The following is a 14949-nucleotide window of genomic DNA, read 5'->3' as shown; positions in this document are numbered from 1 at the left end:
CTCGCCGCAGCGCACAAGGCTACTCGATGACCTCGTCGGCAAGTGCCAGCAAGGTGGGGGGAATTTCAAGTCCGGTCGCCTTCGCCGTCTTGAGATTGAGCACCAGAGGATAGCGGGTCGGCAGCTCGAACGGCAGGTCGCCGGGATTTGCCCCGTTGAAAATGCGGGCGACCAGGGCGGCGGCCCGCTCGAAGGATTCCGAGGAGTCCGCGCCATAGGACATCAGACCGCCGTCGCGAGCGAACTCGTCGAATTCGTAGATCGCCGGCAGCTTTCGGGCGGCCGCGAACTCGAAGACGCGCTCGCGATTGAGAATGGTCAGCGCGTCCGCCACCATCAGGATGCCGTCAGGCAAATCGTCATTCATCGCTGCAAAGGCTTCGTTGAAATCGTCGGGTTCGCGGACACCTAACGCCTGCACGGTCAGCCCGAGCGCCTGAGCCGCCTTCGCGGACGCCTGGTAGCGCGTGGTCATGCCGAGGTCGTCCTTATTCCAGAGCATCGCGACCTTGGTCAGTTTCGGCGACATCTCCTTGAGCAGCGACAGCCGCTTGGCGCTCAGTGTCGATGCGACGTCCGAAATTCCGGTGATATTGCCGCCTGGATGCGCCAGGCTCTCGATCAGCCTGGTTTCGACGGGGTCACCCACGCCGCTGGCCGCGACGGTCGGAATGCCGGCCGCCTTGGCGGCCATGGCCGTCGGGTAGCCGATGATCACGATGGCATCGACGTTCTTGGCCTTCAGCTCTGTAATCAGCGCAGGCAACATCGTGACGTCGCCAAGCGCGCCCCGCGCTTCGAAGCTCAGGTTGCGGCCGAGCTTGAAACCGCGCTCTTCAAGCACCTTGATCAGGATCTGGCCGCCCCGGCTCTCCGCCGTCACCGGCGCAATCGGCGTCACCGTACCCAGGCGATAGATGCGGCCTGGCGCATCGGCCGACGCCATGCCCGGGCGCGCCAATGCCGCCCCGCCAAGCACTGCCAGAAAATCGCGCCTGTTCATCCGATAACCCGCCTCAAGCGCACCATCACGGCGCTGCAGCGATCATACCACGAGATATCGCTCGACAAAAAAAGCGGCAACAGCGATGGCTGTTGCCGCTTCACACGCAAATCGAGCCTTGATCAGGTCGGCCGGAGCACCTTGGAGTCGAGATCAACCTCGTTGACCTGCTTATTCCGCTCGGAATCAGCCGCCGCACGATGGTCGGTCGCCAGCACGACGTAGACCGCCGGCAGCACGAACAGCGTAAACAGCGTGCCAATCGACATGCCCGCGACGACGACGAGGCCGATCGAGAAGCGGCTGGCCGCACCGGCGCCGGATGCCGTCAGCAGCGGGATCAGACCGGTGACCATCGCGGCCGTCGTCATCAGGATCGGCCGCAGGCGGATGCGGGCTGACATTTCAATGGCCGAGCGGCGGTCGAGCCGCTCGTTGACCTGGAGCTCATTGGCGAACTCCACCATCAGGATGCCGTGCTTGGTGATCAGGCCGACCAGGGTGAGCAGACCGACCTGGGTGTAGATGTTCATGGTCGCAACGCCAAAGAACAGCGGGATCAACGCACCGACGATCGCCATCGGGACCGAGATCATGATGACAAACGGGTCGCGCAAGCTCTCGAATTGCGCTGCCAGCACCAGGAAGATGATGACCAGCGCGAAGCCGAACGTGATCGCGAGCTGGTTGCCCTCCTGCACATACTGCCGGCTATCCGCGAGATAGTCGTGGCTGAAGCCTTGCGGCAGCTTCTTGGCCTCGCCTTCAAGGAAGTCGACCGCCGCACCGACGGTCACACCGGGCATCGGCACGGCCGAGAACGTCGCCGAGTTGAGCTGATTGTAGTGCGTCAGCGAATTCGGATCGGTCCTGGTCTGGATCGACACTACCGTCGACAACGGAAGCTGCTGACCGGTATTGGTGGTGACGTAGTAGCTACCGAGCGATTCCGGCGAGAGCCGCTGGCCGCGCGGCACCTGTGGGATCACCTGGTAGGAACGACCCTCGAGATTGAAGCGGTTGATGTAGTTGCCGCCCAGCAGCACCGCGAGCGCGCTGCCGAGGGTCTGCATGTTGACGCCGAGATCCTGTGCCTTGCTGCGATCGATCTTCACCGTCACAGTCGGCTGATTGTAGGCGAGATCGCTGTCGGAGACGATGAACATGCCGCTCTTGCGCGCGGCGGCCTTCAGCTTCTCCATCTGCTCATATACGGCCTGGAAGCCCGCGGTCGAGTTGATCACCATCTGAACCGGCAGACCGCCCGGCCCGCCCGGCAGCGGCGGGAGATTGAACGCAAAGGCCTGCACGCCCTCGATCTTGGAAAGCTCGGCCTGCACCAGCGGCTTCAACTGGATCGACGACCGCTTGCGCTCATCCCACGACTTCAGCAGCATGCCGGCGATGCCGCCCTGCGGACCGTTGATGCCGTTCAGCACGAAGCGCAGATCGGTCTCGGGGAATTTCTGGAATTCCTTGTCGAGCTTTTCGCCGTAGAAATCGACGTAATCGATGTTGGCATATTTCGGCGCCTTGGTCACCGCGAACACGATGCCCTGGTCCTCCTCAGGCGCCAGCTCCTTCGAGGTGTGCATGTAGAGGAAGCCGACGAGCCCGAGGATCGTGATTGCGAACAGGCCGGTGATGGCCTTGTAGTCGAGCGAGCGGTCGAGCCGGCGGCCGTACCAGCGCGTCAGGGCGCCGAACACCTTGTTGACGAGCTTGGCGAAACGCCCCTCTTCGGTATTCTTGAGGAGCACCGAGCACATCATCGGCGACAGCGTCAGCGCGATCACGCCGGAGACGATCACCGAGCCGGCGAGCGTGAAGGCGAATTCGCGAAATAGCGAACCGGTGAGGCCGCCGAGGAAGCCGATCGGCGCGTACACCGCCGCCAACGTGATCGTCATAGAGACGACCGGGCCGACGATCTCGCGCGCGCCTTGCAACGCCGCTTGCACCGGTGTCTTCCCTTCCTCCAGATGGCGGTGGATGTTCTCCACCACCACGATGGCGTCGTCGACCACGAGGCCGATCGCCAGCACCATCGCCAGCAGGGTCAGCAGGTTGAAGCTGAAGCCCAGCGCCAGCATCAGGGTGCAGACGCCGATCATCGACAACGGGATGGTGACGACCGGGATGATGACCGAACGGAGCGAGGCCAGGAACAGGAAGATCACCACGATCACGATGATCACGGCTTCGCCCAGCGTCTTCTCCACCTCGTCGATCGACGACTGAATGAACTTGGTCGAATCGTAGGCGACCTTCATCTTCATCGACGGCGGCAGATTTCGCTCGAGTTCGGGGAACAGCGCGCGCACGCCTTTCACCAGCGTCAGCGGGTTACCCTGCGGCGTCGCGTTCACGCCGATAAAGATCGCGTGCTCGCCGTTGAAGGCGACGCTCGCATCCGTACTTTGCGCGGCAAGCTCGACGGTAGCAATGTCCTCCATCCGCACGAAGCCGCCGTCCTTGGCCTTGACGATCATCTTCTTGAACTGCTCGACGTTACCGAGGTCGGTGTTCGTCGAGATGTTCGAGACGATCAGATAGCCTTTGGTCTGGCCCGCCGCGGACTGGAAGTTGTTGGCGGCGATCGCGGCAGCGACGTCGGCCGGCGACACATTCCGGCCGGCCATCTTCACCGGATCAAGCCACAGCCGCATCGCAAAGGTCTGACCGCCCAGGATGTCCGCGGACGCGACACCGTCGACGGTCGACAGCACCGGCTGCACCACGCGCGTCAGATAATCGGAGATCGCCGAGCCCGACAGCTCCTCCGAGGAGAAGCCGAGATACATCACGGCCGTCGTCTGGCCGGTCGTCTTGGTGACGATCGGATCATTGGATTCCTTCGGGATCAGATATTTGACCGAGTTCGTCTTGGCCAGCACCTCGGTGAGCGCCTGGTTCGGATCGAAGTTCAGTTTGATATAGACCTGGATCGTCGAGGTGCCGAGCACCGAGGACGAGGTGATGTAGTCGACGCCCTCGGCCGAGGCGACCGCCTGCTCGATTGGCGTGGTGATGAAGCCCTGGATCAGGTCGGCCGACGCACCGGGATAGACGGTCGTGATGTTGATGACCGTGTTCGACAACTTCGGATATTGCCGGATCGGCAGCACCATCGCAGCGCGCAGTCCGATCAGCAGGATCAGCAGGCTGACGACGACCGACAGAACCGGGCGCTTGATGAAAATATCAGTAAAGGCCATCGCGACGATCTCGATCTCTATGTCTCAAGAAACGTGATCCGGCCAGGCCGGATCACGTGAGTGTATTGTCAGTAGCGCGGCGGTTGCGCCGGGATCTGCGGAGCCGGATCGGTCGAAATCGCAACAGCAGCGCCCGATTGCAACTTGAGCTGGCCGACGGCGACGACCTTATCGCCCGGCTTCACCCCCTTGATGATCTCGACGCGACCATCAACCCGGTTTCCGGTTTGCACGAAGGTGCGCACCGCGGACAGGCTGGTCTTGCCGTCTTCTTCCTTCTTCTCGGTGATCACGAACACCGAGTCGCCGTACAGCGTGTAGTCGACCGCCGTCTCCGGAACCGTGATCACGGCCGGCTTGTTCGGCAACACCACCGTTGTGGTCACGAACATGCCTGGCTTCAGGATCTTCTCCGGATTGGAGACGGTCGCCTGCACGCGGATGTTGCGGGTGTCGGCCGCGACTTGCGGCTCGATCGTGGTGACCTTGGCGTCGAAGACGCGACCCGGATAGGCGTCGACCTTCAATCGGACGGACTGCCCGACCTTGAGGTTGGCCGAATCCTTTTCCGTCACGGTGAAGTTGGCCCACAGCTCCGACAGATCGGTCAGCGACACGATGGCCGTACCGGCGGTGAGATATTGACCGACTTCGACCTTGCGGACGCCGAGATCGCCGGAGAAGGGCGCGCGGACCAGCTTCTGGGAGATCAGCGCTTCGGTCTTGGCGATACCGGCCAGCGCCTGGTCGTAGGCGGCCTGCGCGGAATCGACGGTCGCCTGCGGACCGAACTGGCGCGACGCCAGTTGCTTGGCGCGGTCGAGCGACAGCTGCGCGACCGTTGCCTGCGCCTTGTAGTTGGCGAGGTCACCCTGGTCCGGCGCGTCGAACAGCTGCACCAGCGGCATGCCGGCTTCGACATGGGCGCCCGGCTCGAACTTGATCTCGGTGACGCGGCCATTGACGTCGGCGCTGACATCGACCTGGTGCACGGCGGCGAGGCCGCCGACTGCGGTGAGCAGGTTCGGCACCACCTCGGACTTCGCTTCCGCCGCGCTGACTGCGGTCGGCGGCGGCTTGTTGTTGGCGAAGAACTGCTTGATCATCTGGCCGCGGAAATAATTGAACCAGACGAGGCCACCGACGAGCGCGCCCAGGAGCGTGCCGACGATGATGAACCAGAGCACCGGCCGAACCGGACGCTTGGGAGCCTTGCTGTCGATCGGTTCGCCCGAAATCTTGTGTTCGGCTACGATGTTCATGTCATGCGCTTTCTGCAATCGCCGTCTTGCCCGCATCCGCGGCCTGATCGCGGCCCAAATGCGAAGCAATTGCGGCGTCGTTAAGTCCGATGCCTCTCAAGAGAAACTCACAGAGCTGCCGCTCCAATTCGTTCGCCCTGCCGTAAGCCAGACAGGGTACGGACGGCAGCCTGGTCAGCGCAGCGGTCATCACCGTATGATGCGCGAACCAGAACAGGTTGAGCGGTTCGCTGCCACTCGCCCGCGCATCGCCGGAGGCGACCGCGCGTTCGAGCGAGGCGACGAAGACCGCTCCGATCAGCGTCTCGATCTTGGCATATAGCAAACGAGCGAATTCGCCGTCATCCAGATGACTGGTGGCCATCAGTCGCAGGCGCTGCGCCTCCTCCTGGTCGGGGCCATCGACGATCAGCAGGAAATGCTGGACCATGCCGCGGATCAGTTCGACCAGGGTGGCGGTCGACGGCTCCCGCTCGAGCAGCTCCATGAGCGCCGGGTCCGCCTCGCACTCGTCAGCAAGGATTTCGGCATAGAGCGCCGCTTTGGACGGAAAATGCTTGAACAGCAGCGCCTCGGAAATGGCAGCAGCGGCCGCCACGCTCTTGGTCGTGGTGCCGGTATAGCCGTGCCGGGCAAAGCAGCGTTTTGCGGCTCCGAGGATCAATTGACGCCTCAGGTCGCTCGTCATACGCAATGAGCTCATGTTAGTGAGTAAGCACTCACCCACGCAAAAGTCAAGCCAAATGGTGCGACGCAACCTAGATGGGTGGGGATCTGTTGGAAATCGGTCACAACTTACCGCCGCGGGGGTAAACGCCGCGCGCGGGGAACCAGATCAGGGATCGGCGTCAGATCGGCTGGAAGCCGAGGTCGCCGCGGATCCGGTTGACGATGTAGGTCCCGTCCCGGCTCGGCAAGATCCGCTCAACGCTGGCGCTGTCGATCTTCACATTGGCAAAGCGAGGGCCCGCCGAGAGGTCGTGGACGGCTTTGGCGAAGGCTTCCACCTCAGCCATGGTCGAGATCGCCCGGCTGTCGGCGATGCCGCAGGCCTTGGCGACGCCGACGAGGTCGGCAGCAGCCGAGGTGTGGCTGGTCTGGCCGCCGGTCTCGCCATAGGCCTCGTTGTCGAGCACGACGATCGAGAGGTTGGACGGCTTCTGCAGGCCGATGGTGGCAAGGCTGCCCATCCCCATCAGCATCTCGCCGTCGCCGGTGATGACCAGCACCGGCAATTTTGGCTGCGCCAGCGCGAGGCCCAATCCGATCATCGCCGCCCCGCCCATGCCGCCCCAGAGATAGAAATTGCGGGCGTGATCGCCCGCGGCGGTGATGTCGTTGGTGGAGGCACCGAGGCCACCGATCGCAACCACGTCTTTGCGGTTCGCAAGCAGCGCGGACACCACTTGGCGACGGCCGAGGAGATTGGCCTTGCTCATTTGGTGAAAACCTTGGCGCCGATCAGGCGCTGCGACAGCAGGACGGCGGTGGGCGTCAGCGCGTTGTAGGCTTGGGCCGCGGCCGCCTCCAACACCGCCGGCACCTCGGCTGCGTTCGAGGCGCGCAACACCTTGACGCCGGACAGTTCGAACACGCCCTGCGTGGTCGAGCCCATCGGCACCTGCCACGGATTGAACTCGCCCCACTCGCCGCGCATGGTCACGAGGGTGAGGAACGGAAAGCGCAGGATCGGGATCAGCGACAGCATGTTGATGCAATTGCCGACGCCGCTCGACTGCATCAGCAGCACGCCGCGCTGGCCGCCGGTCCAGGCGCCGGCGAGCAGCGCCACGCCCTCCTCCTCCGTCGTCAGCGGAATGCCGCGCATCGTGGAGGAGCCCAGCACGCGCCGGATCAGCGTCGAATGGCCGGCATCGGGCACGTAAGGCACCTGCCGCACGTCGAAGCGTTGCAAGGTCGCGAAAATATCGTCCGGCCAGTTCGGGGCCGTGTCGGAAGCGTCAGCGCGGGCGTGCATTTTCCTGTCCGGTCGGCTAGCAAATCACAGCGAGACTGTAGACGGTGATCCGCACGGCTCGAAAGAGCGAAAACGGCATATCGGTCTCAACCGGTGAGTATGGCGCATGAACGCAGCTGCGAAAGAACTGGCGGCCAATTTCGATCTGGCGAAGCTGACGAGCGAATTCTACGACGATCCCTACCCGACCTATCGTGCACTGCGGGAGAACGAGCCGGTCAAGCGCCTGCCGAGCGGCACCGTATTCCTGACCCGCTACGACGACCTCGTCACCACCTACAAGAACACAAAATCGTTCAGCTCGGACAAGCAGCGCGAGTTCGCGCCGAAATATGGCGACACCCCGCTCTACGAGCACCACACCACGAGCCTCGTCTTCAACGATCCGCCCGCGCACACCCGGGTGCGGCGCCTGATCATGGGAGCGCTGTCGCCGCGCGCGATCGCGGGGATGGAGGCTGACATCGTCAGGCTGGTCGACGGCCTGCTCGACGCCATCGCGGCCAAGGGCGATTGCGAGCTGATCGAGGATTTCGCCGCCTCCATCCCGATCGAGGTCATCGGTAATCTGCTCGACGTCCCCCATGAGGAACGCGCGCCGTTGCGCGATTGGTCGCTGGCGATCCTTGGTGCGCTCGAGCCCGTCGTATCGCCCGACGTCGCCGCGAGCGGCAACAAGGCGGTGGCGGATTTCCTTGCCTATCTCGAGACGCTGGTCGCGCGCCGACGTCAGAAGCTAGGCAATCCCGAGCGCGACGTGCTGACGCGCCTGATCCAGGGTGAAGACAACGGTGAGCGGTTGACCGAGAAGGAGCTGCTGCATAATTGCATCTTCCTGCTCAATGCCGGTCACGAGACGACTACCAATCTGATCGGCAACGGCCTCGTCGCGTTACATCGAAATCCGGACCAGAAGCGGCGGCTGATCGACCATCCAGATCTCATCAAGACCGGCGTCGAGGAGATCCTGCGCTACGAAAGCTCGAACCAGCTCGGCAATCGCATGACGACCGAGCGGATCGAGCTCGGCGGCGTGCTGCTCGAGGCCGGCACGTCGGTCACGCTATGCATCGGTGCGGCCAACCGCGACCCTGCGCAGTTTCCCGATCCCGAACGCTTCGACGTCGCGCGCACCCCGAACCGGCATCTGGCGTTTGCCACCGGCGCGCATCAATGCGCCGGCATGGCGCTGGCCCGGCTCGAAGGCGCAATTGCGATCTCGCGTTTCCTGGCGCGCTTCCCGGACTATGCCGTAAGCAGTCAGCCCGTGCGCGGTGGCCGCGTCCGGTTCCGCGGCTTCCTGAGCGTCCCCTGCTCGATCGGCTGAGGCGTCATGAACATCGATCAATTGCGCGAACGCTGGGCCGATCCGGCCCTGACGGTGCTGACAGTGCTGCTGGTGATCATGATGTTCGTGATCTCGCCGTTGCAGGCATTGGGCCTCTTCGCCTTCCAGGTGACCGAGTTGTTTCTTGCGGTGCTGCTGGTCTGCGGCATCTTCGTGATATCCGGCAGCCCGGTCGCGGTCATCGGCATGCTGATCGCGCTCGGCATGATCGTGACCGGCGCGATCCTGCGGATCAAATCGCCGTCCATTCTGGACCTCAATCTGTTCGCGGGGTCGTGGTTCATCGTGGGAGTGACGATGGCCTGGGCGGTCGCGCGCCAGACTTTTGCGCCGGGGCGCGTGACCTATCATCGCGTGATCGGCGCGATCCTGCTTTATCTGACGGTCGCGATCATCTTCGCAGCCCTCTACACCTTCATCGGTTCGCTCGATGCGGACGCCTTCGTCAGCATGAAGGTGGAAGACAGTCCCAGGCTCGCAAGCGAGGTCATCTATTTCAGCTTCGCAACGATGACCACGACCGGATACGGCGATGTCGCCCCGCTGCATCCGGTTGCGCGCAGCCTGTGCAACATGGAAGCCATCTTCGGCCAGCTCTATCCGGCGACGTTGCTGGCGCGCCTCGTCACGCTCGAGATCGAGCATCGCAGGCAGGACTCCTGACTAGCTAGCCCCCATCGACCCAAAAAGTCGAAAACAACCCCATGCACAGTAGCTGACAGCTCGGCCGAAAATGCCCGGTGGATGCGCAGAACCATTTGACACGCCGAAGCAAATCGGCAGCATCGCGCACATCCCGGGCTGCCCAATGGGAGTGACGAAAAATGAGCTCGTCGGTCATTGATCTCCTCGCAACGGAAGCGCGCTTCGGCGCCAACAATTACGCGCCGATCGGGGTCGTCCTGTCGCGCGGCGAAGGTGTCTGGGTCTGGGATACCGAAGGCAACCGTTATCTCGATTGCCTGTCCGCCTATTCCGCGGTGAGCCAGGGCCACTGCCACCCCAAGATCCTGGCGGCGATGGTGGAACAGGCGCACCGCCTGACGCTGACCTCGCGCGCCTTCCACAACGATCAGCTCGCCTTGTTCTACCAAGAGATCGCGGCGCTGACCGGCTCCCACAAGGTGCTGCCGATGAACAGCGGCGCCGAGGCGGTCGAAAGCGCAATCAAGTCGGTGCGCAAATGGGGCTATGAGGTGAAGGGCGTGCCGGACGGCCAGGCCGAGATCATCGTCTGCGCCGACAATTTCCACGGACGCACGCTGGGCGTCGTCGGCTTTTCAACGGACGCCGAGACACGCGGACACTTTGGACCGTTCGCGCCGGGCTTCAGGATCATCCCGTTCGGCGATGCCGCGGCGCTGGACGCGGCGATCACGCCAAATACGGTCGCCTTTCTGGTCGAACCGATCCAGGGCGAGGCCGGTGTCATCATTCCACCGGCAGGCTATTTCACGGAGGTCCGCGAGCTCTGCACCGCCAACAATGTGATGCTGGTGCTCGACGAAATCCAGACCGGACTCGGCCGCACCGGCAAGCTGCTCGCCGAACAGCACGAGGGCATCGAGGCGGACGTGACGCTGCTCGGCAAGGCCTTGTCCGGCGGCTTCTATCCGGTGTCGGCCGTGCTCTCCAACAACGACGTGCTCGGGACATTGAGACCCGGGCAGCATGGCTCGACCTTCGGCGGCAATCCGCTGGCCTGCGCGGTGGCGCGCGCGGCAATGCGCGTGCTGGTCGAGGAAGGCATGATCGAGAACGCGGCCACGCAGGGCGCGCGCTTCCTGCAAGGCTTGAAGGACATCCGCGCCAACACGATCCGCGACGTGCGCGGGCGCGGCCTGATGCTGGCGGTCGAGCTGCATCCCGAGGCCGGCCGCGCCCGCCGCTACTGCGAGGCGCTCCAGGGCAAGGGCATCCTCGCCAAGGACACCCATGAGCACACGATCCGCATCGCACCGCCGCTGGTGATCACCAGCGACCAGGTCGACTGGGCGCTGGAGCAGTTCGCGACGATCTTGACGCAGGATTTCTCTTGAGAGGGCCGCATTGGGGATCGCCATGCCGGCCGAGGCCGACAACGAACCATTCCGCCACTTGTGCGCTGAAAGTTGTGGCCGATTACGATAGGCGCGGACTCACAAACCGGGCTTGATTGGTGCAGGCCTGCCCAATGTCCGTTATGGCCCGGTAGCGATCACATTCCGCACCGCGTCGAAACGACGCGATGGGCCAGAAGCCCCCCTTGGGTCGCAATAACGAGCGTCGAAGCGACCATAGCCGCGACAGGGGCGAGAAAAAATACATAATTGGCAGGTCGATATGTCCGCACAGGGTCACTCGATGGCTACGGTCTCCTTGAACAGTTCAACCTTGCCGCACGTGTTGTCTGTCACCGCAAAAACCTCGTATAGATCGATCTCCGGCTTCATACCGTAGCGCTTGATGATGCCCTCGAGCCACGGCCCGGTGTAGAACGCCTTGGCGTCCTCGATGCGCTCCCATTGGTACACGCCGCCGGCCCAGCCGCTTTCAGACCAGATGAAGTGCTTGCTGATCAGCCCCGTCACCTCGCGGAAGTTGGGTGCGATCTTGTGAAAGTGCTCACGACACGCGGCACAGTCGATCTGCGGCGGCAGCTTGTATCGTACAACGGCGGTAATCATGCGACCTCCTTGTAAGTATATCCCCGGCGCAACGTTGATGGCATTCCCCGGGATCAAGCAAGCAAAGCGGGAAGCCGATGGGGCAAATGCGCAAAGCCTAACCAGTAGCTTCGGTTCTGCTGCGACCAGCCAACTATTCCATAGCATGCTGGACTTCGCGCCGGGAGGTTCAGCCTTATCCTGCATGATCTTGATGTAGGCGTCGTTCAATTCGCGCAACGCAAGCTCCATGCTGGAGCGTGCGCTCGACCCGAAATACTGATCATCTACTCGCGTGGCGCGACCAAATCGCGAGTGAGTAGGTCAACACGATTGACAAGAGCCTTGATCGCCGCACCGCTATCTCCTCGCAATTTTTTGGGTTAATGTGAACGCCTTCACACCTGTGTAGCAGGCGGGCTCGGATGATGCCCACGGAGAGGTGAGGTAGGGCCCCGCGAAGTGCACCCGTTCCAATGGATTTGTTCCACTCACACGCGAGTTTGGGAGCGACATCATGGAAAAGCGCGAAATTGGCAACAACTCAACGAAAGGTCTACCCGAGGCGAAGCGAAGCGCCTTCTCCCGCCGCACGGTGCTCACCTTAATGGGCACTCTCGGCGCCGCGGCGCCAGGGATGTTCGGAGCGGCTCGTGCGCTGACGGCATCCGGGACTGGATCGCTGTCTTATATTCCCGGCGAGCCTTTTATTTGCCGCACCGCTGCGAATGGTGAAGAGCTGCAGGGCCCAGCCCGCCAACTCAAACTCGCTTGGAACGCGAACGCGGCGTGCACGGTCGCTGCGGCAGTCGCAAAGGAGCGGGGTATCTTCGCCAAGCACAACCTCGATGTCGAATTCGTCAATTTCGGCGGTTCCACCGACCAGTTGTTGGAGGCGATTGCAACTGGCAAGGCGGATGCCGGTTTGGGATTGGCCCTGCGCTGGCTCAAACCTCTGGAGCAAGGTTTCGACGTTCGGATCACTGCGGGTGTGCACGGCGGCTGCATCCGGCTCCTCGGCTCCAAGGCAGCGAATATTGACAGCCTGGAGTCCCTGCGCGGCAAGGCTATCGGGATTAGCGATCAGGCGAGTCCAGCGAAGAACTTCTTTTCGATCTACCTCGCCAAAAAGGGTATCGACCCGGCCCAAGAGGTAGAGTGGCGCCAGTACCCGGCCAATCTGCTCGCTCTTGCGGTCGACAAGGGCGAAGTGCAGGCGCTAGCCGAGATAGATCCGCTGCCCTACCTCTGGCTCAAGGAAGGCAAACTCAACGAGATCGCGACGAACTTGACGGGTGAATTTGCCGACCGCACCTGCTGCGTTCTCGCGATACGTGGCAGCCTCACCCGAAGCGAAATGCCGGTGGCGGCCGCTCTGACCCGATCGATACTGGAGGGGGCAGACCTGGTTGCCAGCGATCCCGCCGATGCCGCGGCAATCTATTCGGGCTACGGCGGGAGAGGATCCGTAGAGGATCTCGCCACCATGTATCGCAGCCATACTCACCACAGGCACCCCGTCGGGGCGGAGCTCAAGAAGCAACTTCTGCTCTACACCGATGAACTCAAGGCAGTGAACGTCATGAAGCGAAGCACTGACCCGGCCAAGTTCGCCGAGCGGATTTATCTTGACGTTCTAAGCTGAGCCAATTGGGAAGATCCGCAGTGAGCTCGGTCATCGATGAAGTGCCGAGGCCATCAGAGAAATCGGGGTTCGGCTCTTTTGAGAGTTCAACCCCTCGGTCTTTGATCGGCGGACTGTCTGTGGCCGCCGCATGGTCGATGGTCGCCGCGCTCACTGCATTCTGGCCGGATAAGCTCGAAAGTGATTGGGCCTACACGGGCAGCTTCGCCATTGCCTGCGGCGTATTGGCCGTTGCCCTTGCCTTAGCGGCCTTTGCCGGCGTTCGATTTGTTGCTTTTCAGCGTCTCCAGCGGCTTTCTCCGTGGCTGTTTGCGCTGGCGCTGTTTTTTGCCGCCTGGGAGGCCGTCACAGCAAAGCTCGGATTGCTGCCGTTACCTTTCTTTCCGCCGCCGCAGGCCATTGTCGAAGTCGTAATCGACGATTGGAGGCGGCTGGCTGAAGGCATCGTCGCCTCGATTCGTCTGCTCGCGACCGGTTATTTTCTCGGTGCGGCGGTGGGGTTCGTGACCGGCGTGGCGATCGGCTGGTCGCGGCTCGCCGGCTATTGGATCCACCCGGTTTTGCGGTTCATCGGGCCGCTGCCCGCGACGGCCTGGCTGCCACTCGCGTTTTTCGTGTTCCCGTCGAGCTTCAGCGCCAGCATTTTCCTGATCGCGCTCGCCACTGGGTTTCCGGTCACCGTGCTCACCTGGTCGGGCGTCGCCTGCGTGAAGAGCGCCTATTACGATATTGCGCGGACCTTGGGCGCAACCCAGCGCTTCCTCGTGTTCAAGGTTGCCATTCCGGCGGCATTGCCGCATGTCTTTGTTGGCCTGTTCATGGGACTCGGCAACTCGTTTGCGGTTCTTGTCGTGGCCGAAATGCTGGGCGTGAAGGCGGGGCTCGGCTGGTATCTGCAATGGGCGCAGGGTTGGGCGGCCTATGCCAATATGTACGCGGCGCTGCTGCTCATGGCGCTCTTGTGCTCCGGGCTGATCACGCTGCTGTTCCGCTTGCGTGACCGCCTGCTATCCTGGCAGAAAGGTCTGGTGCGATGGTAGCGGCGATCGCAAGCGATCACGCGGTCCGTGGATCGACACTAACGCTCCGCGAAGTGAGCCATCGCTTCAATTTCGAAGGGCAGCCCCTGCCGGTATTGGACCGCATCAACCTGCAGGTCGGCCGTGGCGAGTTCGTCGCTCTCCTGGGGCCAAGTGGGTGCGGAAAATCGACCTTGCTGCGGCTGGTTGCGGGACTCGATACTCCGACAGCTGGCTCCCTGCTAACGGAGGGAAGAGAGATCGAAGCACCCGACCCATCGCGCGTCGTCGTTTTTCAAGACCCCACGCTTTATCCATGGCGCACGGTGTGGAGCAACGTTGCGCTTGGTCTGGAAGCACGCGGGTTGTTGCGCACCCATCGCGGACGTATTGAAGACGCGTTGCGCCTGGTGGGGCTCACGGGCTTCGCCAATGCCTATCCGCACCAGCTTTCCGGCGGCATGGCGCAACGCGCGGCTCTGGCGCGTGCGCTTGTCAACGACCCGAAGCTGCTCATTCTCGATGAACCTTTGGGCCAGCTCGACTCGCTGACTCGCATCACGATGCAGGCGGAACTTGTATCACTTTGGCAGCGCTCGAGCTTCACGGCGCTGCTGGTCACGCACGATGTCGAGGAGGCGCTCCTGCTCGCCGGCCGCGTCATCGTGCTGAGCGACCGACCTGCACGGATCAAGGCCGAGGTCGTTAACAGCCAGCCCTATCCCCGCCACCGGGGCGATCCGCACTTCGTTGAGCTTCGTCGCGAGGTGTTCGAGCATCTCGGCCTCGATGAGGCATGGTAGCGGTCAAAAGGAGACTCGTCGGGGCAAG

Annotated in this window: 13 protein-coding genes; 6 read left to right on the top strand and 7 right to left on the bottom strand. The window is 62.7% G+C overall.

The window, feature by feature from the left end; genetic code table 11:
- Nucleotides 1–19: 19 nt before the first annotated feature.
- The 6 genes from V1280_RS40910 to V1280_RS40885 form a co-directional block, all read right to left on the bottom strand.
- On the bottom strand, nt 20–1003 hold the full coding sequence (locus tag V1280_RS40910; RefSeq protein ID WP_334536412.1) for an ABC transporter substrate-binding protein: 984 nt from the start codon (nt 1001–1003) through the stop codon (nt 20–22).
- Nucleotides 1004–1125: 122 nt separating this feature from the next.
- On the bottom strand, nt 1126–4221 hold the full coding sequence (locus V1280_RS40905) for a MexW/MexI family multidrug efflux RND transporter permease subunit (protein WP_334536411.1): 3096 nt from the start codon (nt 4219–4221) through the stop codon (nt 1126–1128).
- 68 nt (nt 4222–4289) lie between these two features.
- A complete protein-coding gene (locus V1280_RS40900; RefSeq protein ID WP_334536410.1) occupies nt 4290–5483 on the bottom strand; it encodes an efflux RND transporter periplasmic adaptor subunit in 1194 nt (397 codons plus the stop codon).
- A gap of 1 nt (nt 5484) precedes the next feature.
- On the bottom strand, nt 5485–6186 hold the full coding sequence (locus V1280_RS40895; protein ID WP_334538547.1) for a TetR/AcrR family transcriptional regulator: 702 nt from the start codon (nt 6184–6186) through the stop codon (nt 5485–5487).
- 145 nt (nt 6187–6331) lie between these two features.
- Nucleotides 6332–6922: a thiamine pyrophosphate-dependent enzyme gene (locus V1280_RS40890; RefSeq protein ID WP_334536409.1), complete on the bottom strand. Its 591-nt coding sequence runs from the start codon at nt 6920–6922 to the stop codon at nt 6332–6334.
- Nucleotides 6919–7461: a phosphonopyruvate decarboxylase gene (locus V1280_RS40885; RefSeq protein ID WP_334536408.1), complete on the bottom strand. Its 543-nt coding sequence runs from the start codon at nt 7459–7461 to the stop codon at nt 6919–6921. The genes V1280_RS40890 and V1280_RS40885 overlap by 4 nt, the downstream gene beginning before the upstream one ends.
- A 106-nt stretch (nt 7462–7567) precedes the next feature.
- Here V1280_RS40885 and V1280_RS40880 point away from each other — a divergent pair, with 106 nt between their 5' ends.
- The 3 genes from V1280_RS40880 (at nt 7568) to rocD (ending at nt 10848) form a co-directional block, all read left to right on the top strand.
- The gene (locus V1280_RS40880; protein WP_334536407.1) at nt 7568–8788 is read left to right on the top strand and encodes a cytochrome P450; all 1221 of its coding nucleotides are present in this window, start codon (nt 7568–7570) and stop codon (nt 8786–8788) included.
- 6 nt (nt 8789–8794) lie between these two features.
- Nucleotides 8795–9472 carry an ion channel gene (locus tag V1280_RS40875; protein ID WP_334536406.1) on the top strand — a complete coding sequence of 226 codons (678 nt, stop codon included), beginning with the start codon at nt 8795–8797 and terminating at the stop codon, nt 9470–9472.
- A 161-nt stretch (nt 9473–9633) separates the two neighbouring features.
- Nucleotides 9634–10848: an ornithine--oxo-acid transaminase gene (gene rocD / locus V1280_RS40870; RefSeq protein ID WP_334536405.1), complete on the top strand. Its 1215-nt coding sequence runs from the start codon at nt 9634–9636 to the stop codon at nt 10846–10848.
- Nucleotides 10849–11145: 297 nt separating this feature from the next.
- Here rocD and V1280_RS40865 read toward each other — a convergent pair whose 3' ends face one another.
- Nucleotides 11146–11694 (bottom strand): hypothetical protein, encoded by a 549-nt coding sequence (locus tag V1280_RS40865; RefSeq protein WP_334536404.1) that lies wholly within the window; start codon nt 11692–11694, stop codon nt 11146–11148.
- 367 nt (nt 11695–12061) lie between these two features.
- Here V1280_RS40865 and V1280_RS40860 point away from each other — a divergent pair, with 367 nt between their 5' ends.
- From V1280_RS40860 to V1280_RS40850, 3 genes are all read left to right on the top strand, one after another.
- Complete coding sequence (locus V1280_RS40860; RefSeq protein ID WP_334538544.1) at nt 12062–13099, top strand: ABC transporter substrate-binding protein; 1038 nt, start codon at nt 12062–12064, stop codon at nt 13097–13099.
- A 101-nt stretch (nt 13100–13200) separates the two neighbouring features.
- On the top strand, nt 13201–14139 hold the full coding sequence (locus V1280_RS40855; protein ID WP_442895268.1) for an ABC transporter permease: 939 nt from the start codon (nt 13201–13203) through the stop codon (nt 14137–14139).
- Nucleotides 14133–14921: an ABC transporter ATP-binding protein gene (locus V1280_RS40850; protein WP_334536402.1), complete on the top strand. Its 789-nt coding sequence runs from the start codon at nt 14133–14135 to the stop codon at nt 14919–14921. The genes V1280_RS40855 and V1280_RS40850 overlap by 7 nt, the downstream gene beginning before the upstream one ends.
- The last annotated feature ends 28 nt before the right edge of the window (nt 14922–14949 follow it).

Origin of the sequence: Bradyrhizobium sp. AZCC 2230, assembly GCF_036924495.1 — a bacterium.
Taxonomy (GTDB): Bacteria; Pseudomonadota; Alphaproteobacteria; order Rhizobiales; family Xanthobacteraceae; genus Bradyrhizobium; species Bradyrhizobium rifense.
The sequence above is the reverse complement of the archived record's forward strand: the minus strand, read 5'-3'. Positions and strand labels throughout refer to the sequence as shown.

What these genes read in the sequence shown, in the direction of transcription:
- V1280_RS40910 (WP_334536412.1), bottom strand. Translation starts at nt 1,003, where the DNA reads ATGAACAGGCGCGATTTTCTGGCAGTGCTTGGCGGGGCGGCATTGGCG.
- V1280_RS40905 (WP_334536411.1), bottom strand. Translation starts at nt 4,221, where the DNA reads ATGGCCTTTACTGATATTTTCATCAAGCGCCCGGTTCTGTCGGTCGTC.
- V1280_RS40900 (WP_334536410.1), bottom strand. Translation starts at nt 5,483, where the DNA reads ATGAACATCGTAGCCGAACACAAGATTTCGGGCGAACCGATCGACAGC.
- V1280_RS40895 (WP_334538547.1), bottom strand. Translation starts at nt 6,186, where the DNA reads ATGAGCTCATTGCGTATGACGAGCGACCTGAGGCGTCAATTGATCCTC.
- V1280_RS40890 (WP_334536409.1), bottom strand. Translation starts at nt 6,922, where the DNA reads ATGAGCAAGGCCAATCTCCTCGGCCGTCGCCAAGTGGTGTCCGCGCTG.
- V1280_RS40885 (WP_334536408.1), bottom strand. Translation starts at nt 7,461, where the DNA reads ATGCACGCCCGCGCTGACGCTTCCGACACGGCCCCGAACTGGCCGGAC.
- V1280_RS40880 (WP_334536407.1), top strand. Translation starts at nt 7,568, where the DNA reads ATGAACGCAGCTGCGAAAGAACTGGCGGCCAATTTCGATCTGGCGAAG.
- V1280_RS40875 (WP_334536406.1), top strand. Translation starts at nt 8,795, where the DNA reads ATGAACATCGATCAATTGCGCGAACGCTGGGCCGATCCGGCCCTGACG.
- rocD (WP_334536405.1), top strand. Translation starts at nt 9,634, where the DNA reads ATGAGCTCGTCGGTCATTGATCTCCTCGCAACGGAAGCGCGCTTCGGC.
- V1280_RS40860 (WP_334538544.1), top strand. Translation starts at nt 12,062, where the DNA reads ATGGGCACTCTCGGCGCCGCGGCGCCAGGGATGTTCGGAGCGGCTCGT.
- V1280_RS40850 (WP_334536402.1), top strand. Translation starts at nt 14,133, where the DNA reads ATGGTAGCGGCGATCGCAAGCGATCACGCGGTCCGTGGATCGACACTA.